Source organism: Flavicella sp. IMCC45668, assembly GCF_057219105.1.
Genome location: NZ_CM170114.1, coordinates 1,938,508 through 1,958,327, shown reverse-complemented (window position 1 = coordinate 1,958,327; position 19,820 = coordinate 1,938,508). Strand labels below are relative to the sequence as shown.

Here is a 19,820-nt window from a genome sequence, read left to right as displayed (position 1 = left end):
TATAGATTATGAAAAGAATACATAGATTATTTTTAGTAGGAGTTTTTTTACTCACTGTTTTTCAGGTGTTCAGTCAAACACGGGAAATCACATCATTTAATGAAAATTGGAAATTTGCTAGATTTGGAAACATGCCAGATGGGTCTAAAATTGAAGAACCTGCAGATATAGATGAGGTTGATTATGATGATGCTACCTGGAGAGAACTGAATTTACCTCATGATTGGGGAATTGAAGGTCCGTTTAGGGCAGATTTACCTAATCAAACGGGGAAATTGCCTTGGGCTGGAATAGGTTGGTACAGAAAAGAATTTTCAGTATCTGATGCAGATTTAAAGAAAAAAGTATTTGTAGAGTTTGACGGTGCCATGTCTAACACTAGCATTTGGGTGAACGGAGGATATGTAGGTGACTGGGCTTATGGATACTCTTCTTTTGGTTTTGAAATATCTAGGTATTTAAAAGCTGGGAAAAATACAATTGCAGTGAGATTAGATAATAAAGAAAATTCTTCTCGTTGGTATCCTGGGGGTGGGATTTATAGAAATGTGCGATTGGTAAAAACGCAGAGCATCCATGTAGCACAATGGGGAACTTTTGTAACAACTCCAAAAGTTTCATCTTCGGAAGCCTTGGTTAGAATTGAAACCGAAATTTCAGGGGATACCGAGGGGGTGGAAATACTGCATGAGATTTTTAGAAAAGGGGAAACATCTGTAAAAATTGGAGAAGCAAAAGTAGCCTATTATCAACCAAGTATAATAAAAGTTGCAAACCCAGCCTTGTGGGAATTAGAGAATCCAAATTTATATTCGGTTAAAACATCACTTCTTAAAAAAGGTAAAGTTGTAGATGTTTATACTACAGTTTTTGGAATTAGGTCTATAGAGTATAACAAAGATGGTTTTTTTCTTAATGGCAAAAAGGTTAGAATGAATGGTGTTTGTCAACATCATGACTTGGGACCTTTAGGGGCTGCGGTAAATGTTAGAGCCATTGAGAGACAAATAGAAATTTTGAAATCTTTTGGAGTAAATGCGATAAGAACTTCACATAATCCACCTGCTCCTGAGTTTTTGGACTTGTGTGATAAAATGGGAGTTTTAGTACAAGTAGAAGCTTTTGATGTATGGGGAAAGAAAAAAGTAGATAATGATTATGCTAGATTATTTGGTGCATGGCATGAAAGAGATTTGGTAACAATGGTAAAGAGAGATAGAAACCATCCTTCTGTTGTTATGTGGAGTACAGGAAATGAAATGATTGAATTAAGAGAGGCGAATGATGCTCCAATCGCATCAAAATTAGCAGATATTATTCGTTCAGTAGATACGACGCGTCCAACTACATTTGGAAATAGTAGACCAGAAGCTGCTACGAATGGTTTTGAAAAAACTGCAGATGTTTTTGGCTTTAATTATAAACCACATATGTATGAGCAGTTTAGAAAAGAAAATCCTAATCTTCCTTTGTATGGAAGTGAAACGGCTTCTACAATTAGCTCAAGAGGTGAGTACTTTTTTCCTGTGAATTTTGATAATAAAAAAAGTGGAAATGGTGGGTTTTTTCAAGTAAGTAGCTATGACTATTCTGCACCTAATTGGGCCTATAGGCCAGATTTGGAATTTGAGGCACAAGATAAATATCCCTGGGTGTTTGGTGAATTTGTTTGGACTGGTTTTGATTATATTGGAGAGCCAACCCCTTACAATAAGGATAAAACTAATTTGTTGAATTTTTCCGATCCTGCTGAAAAGGCAAGGATGAAAGCAGAATTGGCAAAAATGGGAAAACAAATTCCACCACGAAGCTCTTATTTCGGTATTGTTGACTTATGTGGATTCCCAAAAGATAGATATTATTTATATCAAGCTAAATGGAAACCTGAGTTACCCATGGCGCATATTTTGCCACATTGGAACTGGCCAGAGAGAAATGGAGAGGTTACACCAGTTTTTGTTTATACATCAGGAGATGAAGCTGAATTATTTTTAAATGGAAAATCCTTAGGTAGAAAAAAGAAGGGGGCTTTTGAATACAGGCTCATTTGGAAAGATGTTTTGTACGAAAAAGGTGCGTTAAAAGTGGTGGCATATAAAAACGGAAAAAAATGGGCTTCTGATGAGGTTAAAACAACAGGGAAGTCTAGTGAAATATTGTTAGAGGCAGATAGGGATGTGATTAATGCTGACGGACAGGATCTTTCTTTTATAACAGTAAAAATAGCCGATAGAAAAGGAGTCATGGTTCCAAGAACTCATAATTCGGTTAGTTATAGTATTTCGGGCCCAGGTGAAATTGTAGCTGTTGGTAATGGAGATCCAACAAATCACGAGTCTTTTCAAGCTACAAAAAGAAAAGTGTTTAATGGAATGGCTTTGGTGGTGATTAGATCAAAGAAAGGAGAAACGGGGAAAATAAAATTAACAGCAGTTTCTAAAGGTTTAAGATCACAAAAATTAATTATTTCTTCGAATTAATTGATTTGAAAAAAAATAAAAAATGAGAACGAGAAAATTTATAGTATTGTTTATAATGGCGTTTGCGGCGGTTGTAAATGCTCAAAAAAAACCAAATGTTTTATTTATTGCTATTGATGACATCAATGATTGGATTGGTCCTTTGGGAGGGAATCCGCAGGCGATTACCCCAAATATGGATCGGTTTTGCGAAAATGGCGCAATGATTTTTAAAAATGCGGTATGTACGGCTCCTATCTGTGGCCCCTCAAGATCCGCAATTTTATCTGGGTTTTTACCAAGCACGTCGGGAATTTATGGTAATGCTCATAATATGATATATTCTGAGGTGGTTCAAAAAAATGCAACACTTCCTGAATATTTTTCAAAAAATGGATATCATACTTTATCTAATGGAAAGATTTTTCACAAACATGGTACCTCCAATGGAAAAACAGATTTTGGGGCTTGGGCTTACGATGAATTTGCAAGAGGAAGAAGGTATAACAATGATAAAGCAGATCCTAAATTTTTAACGGCATCGAAATCAGGAGTAATAAATGGAGTAAAGAAACCTGAGTTCAAATCAAAACAAAGTAAATTAAGTTGGGGACCAACAAAAGATTCTTTTGATGAAACAGTTGATTACGCGGTTGCGGATTGGGCAGTGAATCAATTACAACGAGAATTTGACAAACCATTTTTTATGTCGGTTGGTTTTATCAAACCTCATTTGCCTTGGTTTGTGCCTCAGGAGTTTTTTGACATGTATGATTTAGATAAAATCAAAGCACCTATTGTGGATGAAACGGATTTGAATGACATTAAAACTCCGAAAGGAAAGCAAGCTTTTCAACCAACCGGTGAATACAAATGGGTGAAAAAAAATGGTTTAGAAAAAGAGGCAACAAGGGCTTATTTGGCAAGTATTTCTTTTGCAGATAGATGTCTTGGTTTGGTGATGGATGCACTTGAGAAAAGTGGCCATGCTGATAATACAATTGTGATGATTTGGGGAGATCATGGATGGCATTTGGGAGAGAAACAAAGGTATCTAAAAAACACACTTTGGGCCGAGGTTGTTCATACTCCTTTACTGGTAAAATTGCCAGGTATGAAAAAACCAATTTTAGCAGATCAAACGGTTTCATTAGTAGATATATATCCTACTTTAGTGAGTTTGTGTAATCTTCCTGAAAAGAAAAATATTGAAGGTCATGATTTTTCAAAAATTCTGAATGATGTTAACTCCAATTGGGAGCACCCAGGGATTACTATATCATCATCTGGTACTTCTGTATTAAGTTCAAAATATCATTATATCAATTATTTATCGGGGACTGAAGAATTGTATGATGTAAAAAAGGATCCATTAGAAAAAAGGAATCTTATTAAAGAAAAAAAGTATCGAAAAGAGGTTGAGAAGTTAAAAGTATATGTTCCTAAAAACAGAAAGTTGGCGTCGAAAAAACATGACCCTAAACCTAAAAATTATGTTGATGCTGACCAAGATGAAACCATCAAGCAAAGTAGAAATTTAAAGGAATTGGACTAGGGTTTGTAGTAATAATAACAATAATAATCAATAAATTATATAATGAATTATACATTTTTTAAATCAAGGTTTTCAATGGCAATGTTTGTTGTTGCTATTATTAATATAGGTTGTTTCTCTTCATCAACTTCTAAAAAGGGAGAAATTAAAAAACCTAATATTTTATGGATTATAGCGGAAGATTTATCGCCTTTTATGGGCTGTTATGGTGATTCTATAAATGCTGGCCATACCCCCGTTATAGATCAGCTAGCGGGAGATGGTGTTTTGTTTAAAAGGGCTTATGCTACGGCTCCTGTTTGTTCAGCTAGTAGGTCAGCAATGATTACAGGTATGATGCAGACTACAACAGGAACACATAATCATCGTTCAAGCAGATACACAAATGGAGAGCTTGTTCCGGAAGCGTTAAGGATTAAATTACCTAAAGGAATGAAGACCATTCCTGAATTGATGAAAGAAGCAGGGTATTTTACATTTAATAGTGGGAAGGATGATTATAATTTTCATTATGATAGAAGAGCTTTGTATAGCACAGGAACGGAAGAGAATTACGTTGCTGGGATGAACGGTTGGCAAGGTAATTTTGCCGTTGATTATATGTCTTATACAGTTGGTAATTGGTCTGATAGACAAGATAAGGATCAGCCTTGGTTTGGTCAAATGCAGTTGATGGGGGGTAAAAAAGATTCTAAATATGTTAGAAAAGGAGAAAGGTTAGCAACTAATGATGTTCCTTTACCACCTTATTTTCCAAATATTGAATCCCAAAGAAAATCTTGGACCGAACACTATAATGCAAATCGTGGTTCCGACGTGAAAGTAGAAGAATTATTAGCTCAATTAAAAGCCGATGGCGAATTAGAGAATACGATTATATTTTTCTTTTCTGATCATGGAAGTAATACTTCTTTAAGACACAAACAATTCTGTTATGAAGGTGGAATGTTAGTTCCATTGATGATCAAAGGGGATTTTCCAGGTTTAAAGGCTGGTCAGGTTAGAGAGGATTTGGTCTCTTTGTTGGATGTTTCTGCAACAACTTTAGCAATGGCTGGAGCTGAAATGCCTGCGTATTTGGATGGTAGAGATTTGTTCGCTGCTGATTTAGAAGAGGAGGATTATATCATTGGGGCAAGAGATAGATGTGATTATACAATTGATAGGATACGAACTGTAGTTTCTAAAGATTTTAGATATATAAAAAACTACTTTCCAGAAAGACCGATGATGCAAGCTGGTTATAGAGATAAAAAAGCAATTGTTAAAGACTTGAAGAAATTGCATGCTGAAGGGAAACTTACCCCTTATCAAGATGCACATTGGTTTGGTGTAAAACCTGTAGAAGAATTGTATGATTTAAAAAATGATGTTCATCAAATGAATAATTTGGCACAAGATCCAACTTATGCTGTAATATTAAAGGAGCACAGAAAGGTGTTAGAGGATTGGGAGCAGAAAACTGATGATCAAGGTCAATACCCTGAAGCATCTGTTCAATTGAAAGCAACTTTTGATTTTTGGAAAGACAGACCGAGATTTAAAAATGCAAAAATAAATCCTGAGTACGATCAGTTTAAATGATTAAAAAAATAAAAAACCTGAATCTTATGATTCAGGTTTTTTTTTAGATCGCTCCAATATATGTTTCTAGACTTGAATTAGAATCCAATCCTATTTTTTTTCGAATTCTATATCTTGATGTATGAACACTTTGGAGTGAAATATTTAAAAACTTAGACATTTCATGACTGTTGAAGTTTAACTTTATTAATGCACAATGTTTTAATTCAGTAGCTGATAAATTTGGATGCATTTTGCATAAGGATTCATAAAAGTGATTGTTCACTTCAGTGAATCTGAGGTTAAACTCTTCCCATGAATTATCAGTGCCCTTTGCATACTTGTTAGAAAGAGACCGATATTCTTTTGGATTTGATTTTTTTATAATATTTAAGAGTGTTTGAACAGCTTCTTCCTTCTCAATCATTTTTAATGCATGAGCCGTCAATTCTTTACTTTTTACTTCTAATACAGCATTCGTTTTGTCTTGATCATGTTGTCTGATAAGGGAAAGGTTTTTGATTTTTTCTTTTTGATAATAAAAAATATAGGCTCCAATCACTAAAAGGATGATAAAGATAAATACAGAAAAAGCCCTAATAAGCTTGGTTTTATTTTTCTTAAGGTTCTCTTCCTGCTTTTCAATTAATTTTTTGTTTTGCGCCAACTCAAGCGCGTATTTGTTTTTTATTTCGAAGAGTCTTTGATTGTTGTTGCTCGTAATGCTAAATAGTTTTTCTGAACTTTCTTTCGAGGCTTGCATGTAGCTTATGGCCTCTTTTAGATTCCCTTTTAAAATATAAATATCTGCCGTTTTCTGAAGAATTTCAGGTCTTTTCTCTTTATGGATGTGCAGCTTTTCTTGAAGTGCTAAACTTTTTTTGTAATAGAAAAGAGCTTTATCATATTCCTTATATAGTTTTTTAAGGTCACCTAAGAACATTAGATTTACGATTCGGTAGGGCGTTTCTTTTTGTTTATGAAGAGCTAGGGCTTTAGAAAGAAGTTCTTGAGCCTTATCTAACTTTCCTTGCTTCATGTAGCAATAACCTTTGTCTGTCATAACATAAGGCAAAGCTCTCTTTTTTTCTGCAACTATTTCACAAGAATCAATATATTTCAAACAAAGGTCATAATTGTCTCTTTGGCGATAAAAAGATGCCAAGCTAAAGTAAGAGGAAATCAATTCGTGTAATTTTCCTTTGTTTTTTTTGTTTACTATTTTAGAAATCTCAAGAGAAGTTTTTAAATGTTTTATCGCTAGAGAATCTTTATTATACAAATCATATAGATGTCCTAAATTTCTATGAACTAATAAAAGAGTAGAGTTGTGTCCAATTTTATCCGTAAGCAACATAGCGTCCCACAAGGCATCATATGCCAAATCGTATTGTCCAGTAAACGTGTACAGGTCACTTTTTTTATGAAGTAATCTTGCAATTAGTAAAGTGTCGTTCTTTTTTTTAGCAATGTTCATTTCCAATTCAACAGAATTCACTGTTGTCAAATGATTAAGATTGCTGTTGCTTGTTAAGTTTTTTCTAAGTCCTATTGTGAGTCCTTGACTAGTACCCTTATGATCGATCTCTGACTGTGAAAAAATCAGCGTTTTAAATAATAATAAAAAATAAAGTAGCGAAGTTTGTCTAAGCAGTGTCATATATTTCATCTTCCAAAGATAAGAAATATCAGATGTATTTAGGGTGGTTTTTAATTATGTAAGCGATTTTATGAGTGCTTAACTGTCAGATATTCTGTGTGTTCTGTTTGTTTCTGTTGAGTTGATTTCTAGGGGGTTTAATTTTTTTGAATAGTATTTGACTATTGCTTTTTGCGTTTTTTTTGATTAGAGAAATATTTTTTTTACGGGTTTTATTTTTTGAACTCGGTTTTTATGGAATTTTTCTTAGGTAGAAAAGTGTAGAAATAAGGCGAAAATTGGTGTTTAAAAATGCATGAAATTAAAAAACCTTAGAAACTGTTTTATTAAGGATGGATTGCGTTCAGTTTTTTATCAGTAGGAATGTGTGAATCATATGGTTTTATTAAGACTACGGAGGATTTATTATAGTTGATATACCAAATTGCTTATGTAACTTGTGACTGCTTATGAATAATTATAGAATTTGGTTATGAAATATCGTGCGATCAGGACAAGATTTACTTTAGTAGCATTTCTTGTTTTTTTTATTAATTATGGCTTTTCTCAAATTCATATTGTTGAGAATCCAAGGAGTTACAAAACTGTAAAAACGGTTCAGTGGGAGGTGAATGATCTTGTATTTCTTTGTAAAGAAGAATTTGAGAATCCTTTTGAGAAAAATGTAATCGCTATTGTTGAAGATGGAGTGAAAACGCAAAAAGTACCGCTGTTTTACAATGGTAAAAAATCATGGGTGTTAAGGTATTCAAGTGGAACAGTAGGTAAAAAAACATTTCGAATAGATTCCGAAATAAAAGAGCTTCATGGTAAACGAGGAAAGTTTGATGTACAGGAAAATATTAAAACTGACAGACATGGTGGTATTGTGAAAAACCATCAAGACCCGAGACATTTTTATTATGAGGATGGAACTCATTATTTTAATCTCGCTTTTGAGTGTGATTGGCTTTTTGCTTTAGATTATGGGAAAAAGGAAATTCCAAAAACCAGACATCTTTTAAACTTGATAAAACAAAATGGATTCAATCAAGTTGTGATGAATGTATATGCCTATGATCCTGATTTGGATTGGGTAAAAGATGAAAATCTTGCAGAACATCCAGAACATAATTATGGTGCAAGAGAAGATATTTTTCCCTTTTTAGGTTCTAATGCATCGCCAGATCATTCTTCTTTAAATGTTGATTTTTTCAAGCATTTTGATAAAGTTATTTCAGAATTACATCATAATGAAATTGTAAGTCATTTAATGATTTATGTTTGGAATAAACAAGTAGCTTGGCCAAAAGCAGGTTCAGACGCTGATAATAGATATTATGATTATGTAATTAAAAGATATCAAGCCTTTCCGAATGTTATCTGGGATGTATCGAAAGAGGCTGCCAATAAAATAGCTATCCAACAGAATAAAAATATTGTAGAACATATTGAAGAGCGTATTGATCGTACTAGAGATTTGGATGGTTTTAATAGACTAGTCTCGGTGCATGATTATGGGTTTTGTAAAAATCATAAGGATAAAGTTGATTTTATTTCTACCCAAGACTGGAAATTATCATTACATGAAAGTATGCTAAAAGTGTATAAGAATTTTCCTTTGAAGCCCGTTTTCAATATTGAACACGGGGGGTATGAGGCATCACCTTACAACGTTTTTCCCGGCGGGTTTTCAAATGCAGAAATTTGTTTACGTAGAAATTATCTGTGTCTGTTTGCGGGGGTATATACTACTTATTATTGGCAGGCAGCGGCATGGAGTGCTGTGATTCATAATCCGTATGAGCAGCCAGAAAATATAGTTAGGCCAAGGTTTGATTATTTTAAAAATATGAGATCTCTTTTTGATACGGTTCATTTTGAAAATTTTGAGCCCATAACAAAATACAATAGCAGGTCTTATGTATTGCTAAACCGAAAGGAAGGTGCAGTAATGCAATATATACCGAAAGAAGTTCACTCTGATGACATCAAGCGCTTGTTAAGTAATGAGTTCAATTACGAAAATGCCACCTGGCAATGGTTCAATACTATAACTGGTGAGTTTACAGAGGTAGTCTCCTTAGAATTTAAACATAAATATGGTTTTTGGGATGAACGTCCTTGGAGAAATGAGGCTGATGCTATCTTAATTATTAGAAATTTAAAATAAACATGAATAAAGTCAATACCCTCTTGGTATTGCATTCTAAATACGAATAAAATGAAATTTAAAATGTCCCTCGCGCTTACGTTTGTTGTAAGTTTATTATGTGTGCAATCTGTCATGTTTGCAAAAAAAACACCAAAACCTAATGTAGTAGTTATTTATTTAGACGATCTAGGTTATGGTGATCTAAGCGCCTATGGAGCAACAGAATTGCATACGCCAAATATGGATGTATTAGCGAATGAGGGTGTTAAATTCAGAAATGGTTATGCAACCTCTGCAACATGCACTCCAAGTAGATATGGATTGTTAACTGGAGTATATCCATGGAGAAACCCTAAAGCAAAAATATTACCAGGTTCTGCACCATTGATTATTACTACAAAACAAGAAACGTTGCCTAAAATGTTTAAAAAAGCTGGGTATCAAACCGCTATTGTAGGAAAATGGCATTTAGGATTAGGTGCTGGTGATGTAAACTGGAATGAACACATTACTCCTGGGCCTAATGAGGTTGGATTTGATGATGCCTATATTTTAGCGGCAACACAAGACAGAACACCAACGGTTTATATAAAAAATGGTAAAGTTGATGGTTTAGATCCAAAGGATCCTATTTCTGTAAGTTATAAGAAAAATTTCGAGGGAGAGCCAACAGGTAAAGACAATCCAGAACTAACCACTATGAAATGGCATCATGGGCATAATAATAGCATTGTAAATGGAATCCCAAGAATTGGATACATGAAAGGTGGTGAAGCGGCAAAATGGAGTGATGTAGATATGGCTGATCATTTCTTAGGTAAAGCTCAACAGTATGTCAGAAATCATAAAGAAAAACCATTCTTTTTATATTATGCATTGCAACAACCTCACGTGCCAAGAACACCGCATCCAAGATTTGTCGGTAAATCAGGAATGGGGCCTAGAGGGGATGTGATTTTAGAAGCCGATTTTATGATTGGTGAATTTATGAAAACATTGAAGGAAGAAGGTGTTCTGGAAAATACCCTCATAATTTTTTCAAGTGATAACGGTCCTGTTTTACAAGATGGATATTATGATGACGCCATTGAGAAATTAGGAAAACATACACCTGCTGGTGTGCTAAGAGGTGGAAAGTATAGTTTATTTGATGCTGGGACTAGAGTTCCGTTTATGGTTTATTGGAAAGGTACGATAAAACCAAAGGTTTCTGATGCATTGGTGTGTCAGATTGATTTATTAGGCTCCTTAGCGCATCTTGTTGAGGTTGAAGTTGAAGCTACAGATAGCCAGGATGTTTTATCCGCATTGGTGGGGAAAAGTAAAAAAGGAAGAAAAGACTTGGTTTTAGAGGCAGGATCCAAAACATCTTATAGAACCGGTGATTGGGTGATGATTCCTCCTTATAAAGGAGCCAAAATGAGTTGGCATTCATTTGTGGAAACGGGAGTGACAACGGAATATCAATTGTATAATTTAAAAAATGATCCAAGTCAGAAACATAATTTAGCGACTGAAAATCCTAAAAAATTAGCAGAGTTATTGAAAAAATTTGAAGCGATTCGAGGTACGGAATATTCTAATATTAAAAAGTAATTAAAATGAGACTGTATTTTTTTCTTTTGATGTTGTTTTCTTTTCAAAGCGTTATTGTTGCCCAGAAAAACACTTATAAACCTTTTAGTAATTCAAAAATAGAGACAGAAGTTGAGGCTTTAATGGCTAAAATGACCTTAGAGGAAAAAATTGCTCAAGTAACAGGTACTAGAATTCGTGAATTGATGGTAGATGGCAAAATTTCCTTAGAAAAATGTCGGGAACATATTCCATATGGAATTGGGCATTTTTGTCAGTTTTCTACAGGACAAGCTTTGGAGCCAGAAGCTTTAAGGGATTTAGTGCGTCAAGTTCAGCAGTATCTAGTCACTGAAACAGCAAATAAAATACCTGCTATTTTTCATGAAGAGGCCATTACGGGATTTGCAACTTTGGGTGCAACCACGTTTCCACAGCAAATAGGAATCGGATGTTCATGGAATCCTGAGTTAGTAGAAAGAAATACAAATTCTACCAGGATTAGTATGCGTGCTGCAGGGGCTACTTTTGCTTTATCTCCAATGTTGGATTTAAGTAGAACAGCTCACTGGAATAGGCATCAAGAGAGTTATGGAGAGGATGCTTATTTGACCGCCAGAATGGGTGTTGCTTTTGTACAGGGATTGCAAGGAGAAGATCTTTCTACAGGGGTAGCTGCAACCGTAAAACATTTTGCTGGATATGGTACCAAAAACAATGATGTTAAAACTTTATATGAAGAATATTTGATGCCACATGAAGCCTGTATAAAAGTGGCAGGTGCAAAAAGTGTAATGCCATCTTATGGAATCTATAAATCATTACCTATTTCGGTAAATCCAACAATGCTAGATCAGATGTTACGAAGGGAAATTGGTTTTGATGGATTGGTGGTGAGTGATTATGGTGCAATTACGATGGTGTATAAAAAATACAAACAAGCTCCAGACTTAATGACAGCTGGCGCAATGGCGATCAACGCCGGAACAGATATTGAATTGTCGTCGCCAACAACTTTCCCATTTTTATCGCAAGCAATAAAGAAAGGTTTGATCACTGAGGAAACCATTGATATAGCGGTTAAAAGATCATTGACTATGAAGTATAGGTTAGGTTTGTTAGAAAGAAATCCAAAAATTGGAACCGATGGCCCTTTAGATTTTGATCCGCCAGAAAACAGGATGCTAGCATATGAAGCGGCGTGTCAATCCATTGTTTTGTTGAAAAATAACGGTGTTTTACCCTTGAAAAAAAATCTTAAAAAAATTGCGTTGGTTGGACCAAATGCAGCAACTGTTCAGGGATTGTTGGGCGATTATACTTATCAAGCCATGCGAGCTTTTTGGAAAGGGGAGCAATTTGATGCCTTGAATCCGAAATTAGTGACCTTAAAAGAAGGTTTGGAGGATAGGATAGGTAACGATGTAGAAATTATGCATGAGCGTGGTTGTGATTGGAGTGCTAGTTTAGAAGCTAAAATTGACAAAGATGGATATGGAGATAGTCGTTTAGGTAAATTGAAATTATTGACAGTTCAAGGGCTTCCACAACCAAATTTAGAGTATGCTTTAAAGATTGCTAAGGAAAGCGATGTTATCATTGCTGCAGTTGGTGAAAATATATCTTTAAACGGTGAAGGAAGGAGTAGAAAGGGAATTGGATTACCAGGGGATCAGGAGGCTTTTGTAGAAAAACTTCTTGCTACAGGAAAACCGGTAATACTGGTTTTATTTGGAGGTAGACAACAAGTAATAGATAAAATAGAAGGAAGATGTGCTGCGATATTGAATGCCTGGTTTCCTGGAGAAGAAGGAGGAAATGCAATTGCTGATATATTGATAGGTGAAGTAAATCCTTCTGCAAAGTTATGTGTTACTTATCCTAATTCTCAAAACAGAGTGGAGGTGAATTACCAAAATGGGTATCAGTCAGGAAATACTCCATTGTATTCATTTGGGTATGGTTTGTCTTACACTAATTATGCATATGCAGACTTTAAAATTGAAGCTAAAGCAAATACAAATAGTGATCGTTTTTCAGTTTCTTTTACAGTTCAGAATACTGGAACCATGGATGGAGAAGAAATAGTTCAATTATATGTGTCACCGAAAGAGAAGAATACAACAATGAAACCAATCCAATTAAAAGGTTTTCAAAGAGTGTATTTAAAAGTAGGTGAAAAGAAAAAAGTAGTTTTTAAAGTTGCGCCACAACAGTTGGCTCAATATAAAAACAATAGATGGATTGTTGAGGAGGGAAGGTATACTTTTAAAGCGGGAGCATCCTCAACGGATTTAAAACTAAAAGGAGATATAAAATTAACAGGAGGTGATTTTGTTCTAGAAAAAGGAAGAGAAGTCTTTTTCTCTAAATCGAATTAATTAATCAAAATATGAGATTATTAAAAAGTATGTTACTTGTTTTTTTCGTAGTATTTGTGTTTTCATGTGTGCAACAGAGAAGGGATAATGATAAAAATAAGGAGCAGCATATACCAATAAAGGTAGAGGTAATTGTTCCAGAACATGGAATGGCAGATCCGCATGCTTGGGTACAAAATGATAGTGTGTAAATTATTTGCGGGCATGATAAGTCATGGAGCCCTAGATCGTCTTTTCCGAGGGATCGATGGGAAGTGTGGTCCACCGGTGATTTGATAAATTGGAAACAGCAAAAATGGATAACCATTGATATATCTGCTAATGATAACGAGTTTAAAACATATGAAATTGAACTTTCTGAATTTGGACAAATTAACAATAGGTTAATGCAAATTGCTCTGGAACCTTTTGTAGGAGTTGCAGAAGGAGAATGGGAGTTAGATGAAATAATTATTAATTAATTTAAAGTTTTAACTAGTGGTCTTTTATTATTGACTTTTTTGTTGATATAAAATCTAGTGAATTTGAAGTTTAGATCTAGAAAGCATAGCTTTTTTAGTTTTACAAATTTTTAAAAAAATAAAGCGTAAGTTTTAATCAAGTATCTTTTGGTGGTATACTCTTAATACGAAGAACATCTAGTCTAAGAAAAAATACATTTGGTTGTTTAAACTTCTTATATTGTATTTAATATTGTGAAATACAATTAAATAAGTTTTAGATGATTTTACAACGCACAACAACTATTGTTTTATTTCTTTTCCTGTTTTTAGGGAAGAAAGTGATTTCTCAAGAAGTTCAACCAAATATTTTATGGATTCTTACCGATGATCAACGTTATGATTCCGTAAAAACCTTTAATCAAGCAATTGACGGAAGAGAAATGAGTGAATTAGGGTATATTGAATCTCCTGAAGTGGATAAATTGGCAGCTAAAGGAACTACATTTGTGAATACCTATTGTCAAGCAACTGGCTGTGCACCTTCAAGAGCAGCTATGCATCAAGGAAGATATCCTTTTAGATCTGGAGTTTATGAATTCGAATATCATAATAATGTAGCCGAGCATATGAAACCTTCATTGCCTGAGCAGATGGTACAGTTAGGATACCAAACTTTTCATGTTGGGAAACTAGGCTATCGTTTAAAAGGTTTGAAAGAGAATGGAAAAACCAAGCCTCATAAAGTTTATCAAACGGATATCGATTTTAGAAATTTAGGAAAACAAGGATTGACAGATTACTGTAGCGGTGGTTGGTGGCCAGAAGTTGCGGGAGAAAAATTCGAAAAGCCTATAACAGATATCAGTTATTTTGTCAATGCAGATGGAGATTTTGAATTTGTATCAAAACAACTTAATGAAAGGTCTAAAAAGCATAGAAAAACGGCAAAAGAGGTTACTAAAAAGTACGATTTACTAAGGCATTACAAAAAAGGACAACAGGAGTCTATATACAAAGGTATGATTATCTCTGGGGTGAGTCCGCAACCAGCTGGTAAAACAAGAGATGGGTATTATGCTTACTTCTTGAATGAATACCTTGTGAATGAAAAAAAGACCTTTGAAGCTGGTGATTTAAAATTCAAAGGAGTAGATCCATCAAAACCAGTATTTGCACATATAGGATTTGATTTTCCTCACACACCAGTATTACCTCCTGCAGAGTTTAGAAAACGTTTTCAGAAACATACTTATAAAGTTCCTGATTTTAGTGAAGCCGAATTTGCTGAAATGGCGCAGCAAATGAAAAAGCAAGTGACGATCAAATCTTCTTACCATTTTACCAAAAAAGAAAAGCAAAAGATGATTCAAGATTATTATGCTTTTTGCGCATATGGAGATCAATTGGTTGGACAAGCGGCAGATGATTTTATTGAGTATAGTGAAAAACATAAACAACCTTGGATGATTATTTATGTTTGTGGTGATCATGGGTGGAAATTGAATGAACATGGTGGGATTTCAAAATTTACTCCTTGGGAATGGGATAGTCATAATCCAATGATTGTGGTCTCATCAGATAAAGAAAAATTTCCAGCAGGGAAAATTGTCAAAAACTTTACTGAATTTGTTGATATTGCTCCAACTGCTTTAAAAGCGGCTGGTGCAGATATTGCTTCGGATAAATTTAAATATTTGGATGGAATTGATCTTGCTGAAACAGCTGCTGAAACGGCTCCTATTAGAGATTATATTATTGGAGAAAGCCATGCTGTAACGGGTCCAAGAGCATACATAAGAACCAAGGATTATGTATTGTCTTTAAAAACGAGACCCTCTAAAAAAGAAGGAGTAAATATGAAATGGGCGCTATCAGCATCTTGGGAGGATTTAGATCCTGCCTTATATAGTTCTAAAGAAGATCCTAAAGAACTACATAATTTAGCTTTTGATAAAGAATACACAGCGGTAGCAGAAAAGATGAAAAATAAATTGTTAAATATTGTACTTGGTGATAATCGAGTTGAGATTAACTGGGAAAAATGGGGAACGGGTACCAAGGTGTTTCATAGTAATTTTGCCCCAGGAGCGCATGATTATAAACTAAAATTATAAGTCTTAAAAAAAATTAGATAAATTAAGTAATATGAAGAATTTCTTAAAAGTATTTTTGCTGATATGTGTTGTTTTTCCCATAAATGGACAAAATAAAAAGACTAATAAAAATGGGGTGTGTTTTGCTATGTATACGGTACATGAAAAAACACTAAAACTTACAGCGCAATTTTATCCGGTTAAATATTACAATCCATTTAGAGCATCCTTACAAATAAAACAAAATGGAAAATGGGAAACAGTTCAAGAGTCTGAAATTAACTATCCGGGCTATACCGCTCATTTTAGAATTGATGATTGGAATGATAAGAGGGAACACGCTTATCGAATTTTTTATAACAAACAGGCAAACTATCAAGGGATGATTCGTAAGAATCCTACGGATAAGCAAGAGATTGTGATGGCTGCATTTTCTTGTTGGTCAACCTACCAAAAACATGGGGGAGCTGGAGCTAAGGATATTACGGATAATTTAAAAAAGTTGAATCCAGATGTTTTGTTTTTTGCAGGTGATCAAGTTTATGATCATAGTAATCATTATGGGAATTGGTTGAAATTTGGAGAAGTATTTGGAGATATAATAAAAAATACACCAACCATTACAATTCCCGATGATCATGATGTTGGACAAGGAAACTTATGGGGAAATGGCGGAAAAAAAATCGACAGTAGAGACGGAGATCAAGGTGGATATTATATGCCGGTAGCTTACATAAAAGAAGTAGAAAGAGCACAGACAAGTCATTTGCCAGACCCCTATGATCCAACACCAATAGAACGTGGAATTGGAGTTTACTATACAGATTTTAACTGGGGAGGAGTTAGTTTTGCTATTTTGGAGGATAGAAAGTTTAAATCGGGTCCCAAACGAGTTTTAGAAAAAAAGAGATATAGTAATACACTGGAGATGGATGTAGATGGGGCAACTCTTTTGGGTGATAGACAGTTGAAATTTCTTGAAGATTGGACTACAGATTGGGAAAGTGCAGAAATGAAAGCGGTACTATCTCAAACAATTTTCACCAATTTAGCAACACATACACCTACAATTGATAAAAAGATGAAGTATAGCGTTGATTCTAATGGATGGCCACAGTCAGGAAGAAATAAGGCGCTCCAAGTAATAAGAAAAAGTTTTTCTTGTATGATTGCAGGAGACCAGCATCTTGGTTCTGTAGTACATCACGGGGTGGAAGAATGGAATAATGCAGGGTATTCTTTTGCTGTTCCGGCTGCCGCAAATTTTTGGATGAGATGGTGGAATCCGGAGAAACCTGGGAAAAATAAAAAAGCAAAGGCGCCAAATTATACGGGTGAGTATGAAGATGCATTTCATAATAAAATAACCGTTCATGCAGTAGCGAATCCTACACATAAAGATAATCAACCTCGTGAGGACCTCTTGGATGGTAGAGCAGCTGGTTATGGAATTATAAAATTTAATAAGGCTGAAAGAGAAGTTACATTTGAATGTTGGAAGAGAAATGTGGATATTACAAATCCAAATAGTAAACAGTATGACGGTTGGCCAGTTGTTTTTAATCAGCAGGATAATTTTCAGATTAAAGATGGATTTCAACTCCCTGTACTTAAAATTTCTAAAAAGAATCAAGTAGTTACCGTTAGGGATGCTTTTACAAAAGAAGTAATATTGTCTTTAAGAATAAAAGGTTCAGAATTTCAGCCTAAAGTGATGAGAAAAGGAAATTTTATGATCGAGGTTGGAGAAGGTGACGAGTTAAAGAAATTCTATAATATTCCTTCCGTTGAAAAAAACAAGAAAAGTATAAAGGTGAATTTTTGATATGCTGTAATCTGAAAATAGGTGAGAAGTTAAAATTTTAGAGTATACAAAGACTATACTTCGTGAATTTAAATATCATGTTTAGCCCCTTTCAAATATTGTGTTTACACAGTGTTTAAAAGGGGTTTCTTTTGTTTGATGATTTCTAGACTGTTGTGTTTTTTTGTATATTGAAGCAAAACATATCCTATAGCTTAAAAAACATTTGAGAAATGCAAGGCGTTTGAATAATCGTACTATTGAGTATTGAAATTTAAAATAAATTCACAATGTTATTAAATAGATTTTTCATTTGCTCATTAGTTCTAATGTTTTCGGTAAACAAATTTATAAGTGCCCAAAAGCAAAAACCAAATGTACTTTGGATTTTAACAGATGACCAACGATGGGACTCCATTGAAGTTTTTAATGAAATTATCAGTGGTACGAAGGAAAGTCAACTAGGATATGTAGAATCTCCGCAAGTGGATAAATTAGCTAAAAAAGGAACCACATTTATCAATACGTATTGCCAAGCACAGGGCTGTGCTCCTTCAAGGGCTTCAATGCACACCGGACGTTATCCATTTAGATCTGGAGTATACCAGTTTGAATATTTTAATAACAATACAGAGAATTCATATCCTTTGTTACCAAACTCAATGGAGCAATTAGGGTATCAAACAATGCATGTTGGTAAGTTGGGAGTTCGAATGAGAACTTTGAAAAATGGGAAAGCAGTGAAGACAGATATTTACCAGACGGATGTAGATTCTAAAACTTTTGAAAATGAGGGTTTGCCTGAGTGGGGAAAGCAAAGCATTTTAAAAGAGATAGATGGAGTGAAATTGAAAAAAAAAGTTCGTAATGTGGTTTATTTTAAAGATGCTGATGGTTCTATTTTATACAAGTCAGAACAACTAGAAAAAGAAAATCCACAGTTTGCGGGAATGGCGAAACAGGCAGTTGAAAAATATGATTTATTTTTTAAGTACAATAACAAAGAAAATCATCCCCAAAGTGAGTTTAATAGTGGAGTATTGTATGGGGTAAGTCCTAAGCCAGCAGGTAAAACACGTGATGGTAATTATACAAGTGCATTTATTGATTTTTTGCAAAACGAAAACGGTTCTTTTAAGGTTGGAAATACTAATTTTGAAGGCGTAAATACCTCAAAACCTTTGTTTGCACATATTGGTTATGATTTTCCACATACTCCTGTGTTACCACCTGCGGATTATCGAAAACGCTTCCAAGAACATGACTATAAAATTCCAAAACTGACAAAAAAAGAATTCAACAAAATGGCGAAAGCTTTTCAGAAAAGAGTTAGAAAGAGCTATTCTGATGATTTTACGGATTTAGAAAAACAAAAAATGGTACAAGATTATTATGCTTTTTGTGCCTATGGGGATGCATTGATTGGAGAGGCTGTGGAAGAATTTATCAATTACAGCAAAAAACAGAAGCAGCCATGGATGATTGTTTATGTATGTGGAGATCATGGTTGGAAGTTAAATGAGCATGGTTCAATTGCTAAAAATACACCTTGGGAAATAGACAGTCATAATCCGATAATTGTGGTTTCTTCTGATAAAAAGAAGTTTCCCGCAGGAAAGGTTGTTAAAGATTTTACCGAGTTCGTTGATATTGCACCAACCATTTTAACCGCTGCAGGTGCAAATTTAAAAGCTAGCAGTTTTGAATATTTGGATGGAGTTAATTTAGAAAAAGTAAGTTCAAAAGAAATCCCTGCACGTGATTACGTGATCGGAGAAAGTCATCATAGTATTGGGCCAAGAGCTTATATTAGAACCAAGGATTTTATGTTTTCGGTTAAAACAAGACCGAACTCTAAACGCGGAGTAAATATGAATTGGGCAATGACGGCTTCTTATAAAGAGTTAGATCCTGCATTGTATCATACTTCGAAGGATCCAAATGAACTAAATAACCTGGCTTTTGATTCAAATTATACCAAAGTTGCCATGCAAATGAAAAAGAAGTTATTGTCGATTGTTATTGGCGATGGTAGAGCTGAAGTGAATTGGGGTGGAGATAACTTTGGTAAAACTACAAAGGCTATTGGAACCGAGGTATATAAAAGTAATTTCGCTCCAGGTGCACATGATAATAAACTAAAATTAAACTAA

The 19,820-nt window shown here is 34.5% G+C and carries 12 protein-coding genes; 11 read left to right on the top strand and 1 reads right to left on the bottom strand.

The annotated features are described in order from the left end of the window. Nucleotides 1-8 precede the first annotated feature (8 nt). From galB to AC2DZ0_RS08185, 3 genes are read left to right on the top strand one after another with little or no spacing between them, the layout of a single operon-like run. On the top strand, nucleotides 9-2,480 hold the full coding sequence (gene galB / locus AC2DZ0_RS08195; protein WP_484641192.1) for a beta-galactosidase GalB: 2,472 nt from the start codon (nucleotides 9-11) through the stop codon (nucleotides 2,478-2,480). 22 nt (nucleotides 2,481-2,502) lie between these two features. Then, entirely contained in the window at nucleotides 2,503-4,014 is a 1,512-nt protein-coding gene (locus AC2DZ0_RS08190) for a sulfatase (protein ID WP_484641190.1), read from the top strand. A 42-nt stretch (nucleotides 4,015-4,056) separates the two neighbouring features. Beyond that, complete coding sequence (locus AC2DZ0_RS08185; protein ID WP_484641188.1) at nucleotides 4,057-5,598, top strand: sulfatase family protein; 1,542 nt, start codon at nucleotides 4,057-4,059, stop codon at nucleotides 5,596-5,598. Nucleotides 5,599-5,641: 43 nt separating this feature from the next. Here AC2DZ0_RS08185 and AC2DZ0_RS08180 read toward each other — a convergent pair whose 3' ends face one another. After that, a complete protein-coding gene (locus AC2DZ0_RS08180; protein WP_484641187.1) occupies nucleotides 5,642-7,237 on the bottom strand; it encodes a tetratricopeptide repeat protein in 1,596 nt (531 codons plus the stop codon). A 472-nt stretch (nucleotides 7,238-7,709) separates the two neighbouring features. Between AC2DZ0_RS08180 and AC2DZ0_RS08175 the strand changes: the two genes are divergently transcribed. The 8 genes from AC2DZ0_RS08175 to AC2DZ0_RS08140 all read left to right on the top strand — a co-directional run bounded on the left by AC2DZ0_RS08175 (nucleotide 7,710) and on the right by AC2DZ0_RS08140 (nucleotide 19,820). Next, nucleotides 7,710-9,389, top strand: a complete 1,680-nt coding sequence (locus tag AC2DZ0_RS08175) for an apiosidase-like domain-containing protein (protein WP_484641185.1) — start codon at nucleotides 7,710-7,712, stop codon at nucleotides 9,387-9,389. Between the two features lie 114 nt (nucleotides 9,390-9,503). Further along, nucleotides 9,504-10,967 (top strand): sulfatase family protein, encoded by a 1,464-nt coding sequence (locus tag AC2DZ0_RS08170; protein WP_484644832.1) that lies wholly within the window; start codon nucleotides 9,504-9,506, stop codon nucleotides 10,965-10,967. A gap of 5 nt (nucleotides 10,968-10,972) precedes the next feature. Continuing rightward, nucleotides 10,973-13,327 carry a glycoside hydrolase family 3 N-terminal domain-containing protein gene (locus tag AC2DZ0_RS08165; protein ID WP_484641183.1) on the top strand — a complete coding sequence of 785 codons (2,355 nt, stop codon included), beginning with the start codon at nucleotides 10,973-10,975 and terminating at the stop codon, nucleotides 13,325-13,327. Nucleotides 13,328-13,338: 11 nt separating this feature from the next. Beyond that, nucleotides 13,339-13,518 (top strand): hypothetical protein, encoded by a 180-nt coding sequence (locus tag AC2DZ0_RS08160; RefSeq protein WP_484641182.1) that lies wholly within the window; start codon nucleotides 13,339-13,341, stop codon nucleotides 13,516-13,518. 81 nt (nucleotides 13,519-13,599) lie between these two features. Beyond that, complete coding sequence (locus tag AC2DZ0_RS08155; protein WP_484641180.1) at nucleotides 13,600-13,788, top strand: hypothetical protein; 189 nt, start codon at nucleotides 13,600-13,602, stop codon at nucleotides 13,786-13,788. A gap of 260 nt (nucleotides 13,789-14,048) precedes the next feature. Next, nucleotides 14,049-15,884 (top strand): sulfatase-like hydrolase/transferase, encoded by a 1,836-nt coding sequence (locus tag AC2DZ0_RS08150; protein ID WP_484641178.1) that lies wholly within the window; start codon nucleotides 14,049-14,051, stop codon nucleotides 15,882-15,884. A gap of 31 nt (nucleotides 15,885-15,915) precedes the next feature. Then, complete coding sequence (locus AC2DZ0_RS08145; RefSeq protein WP_484641177.1) at nucleotides 15,916-17,688, top strand: hypothetical protein; 1,773 nt, start codon at nucleotides 15,916-15,918, stop codon at nucleotides 17,686-17,688. 269 nt (nucleotides 17,689-17,957) lie between these two features. Further along, nucleotides 17,958-19,820: a sulfatase-like hydrolase/transferase gene (locus AC2DZ0_RS08140; RefSeq protein ID WP_484641175.1), complete on the top strand. Its 1,863-nt coding sequence runs from the start codon at nucleotides 17,958-17,960 to the stop codon at nucleotides 19,818-19,820.

Excerpts from the sequence above, each read along its gene's own strand:
- AC2DZ0_RS08175 (WP_484641185.1), top strand. The coding sequence starts at position 7,710 with ATGAAATATCGTGCGATCAGGACAAGATTTACTTTAGTAGCATTTCTT.
- AC2DZ0_RS08185 (WP_484641188.1), top strand. The coding sequence starts at position 4,057 with ATGAATTATACATTTTTTAAATCAAGGTTTTCAATGGCAATGTTTGTT.
- AC2DZ0_RS08150 (WP_484641178.1), top strand. The coding sequence starts at position 14,049 with ATGATTTTACAACGCACAACAACTATTGTTTTATTTCTTTTCCTGTTT.
- AC2DZ0_RS08145 (WP_484641177.1), top strand. The coding sequence starts at position 15,916 with ATGAAGAATTTCTTAAAAGTATTTTTGCTGATATGTGTTGTTTTTCCC.
- AC2DZ0_RS08180 (WP_484641187.1), bottom strand. The coding sequence starts at position 7,237 with ATGACACTGCTTAGACAAACTTCGCTACTTTATTTTTTATTATTATTT.
- AC2DZ0_RS08160 (WP_484641182.1), top strand. The coding sequence starts at position 13,339 with ATGAGATTATTAAAAAGTATGTTACTTGTTTTTTTCGTAGTATTTGTG.
- AC2DZ0_RS08170 (WP_484644832.1), top strand. The coding sequence starts at position 9,504 with ATGTTTGCAAAAAAAACACCAAAACCTAATGTAGTAGTTATTTATTTA.
- galB (WP_484641192.1), top strand. The coding sequence starts at position 9 with ATGAAAAGAATACATAGATTATTTTTAGTAGGAGTTTTTTTACTCACT.
- AC2DZ0_RS08190 (WP_484641190.1), top strand. The coding sequence starts at position 2,503 with ATGAGAACGAGAAAATTTATAGTATTGTTTATAATGGCGTTTGCGGCG.
- AC2DZ0_RS08140 (WP_484641175.1), top strand. The coding sequence starts at position 17,958 with ATGTTATTAAATAGATTTTTCATTTGCTCATTAGTTCTAATGTTTTCG.
- AC2DZ0_RS08165 (WP_484641183.1), top strand. The coding sequence starts at position 10,973 with ATGAGACTGTATTTTTTTCTTTTGATGTTGTTTTCTTTTCAAAGCGTT.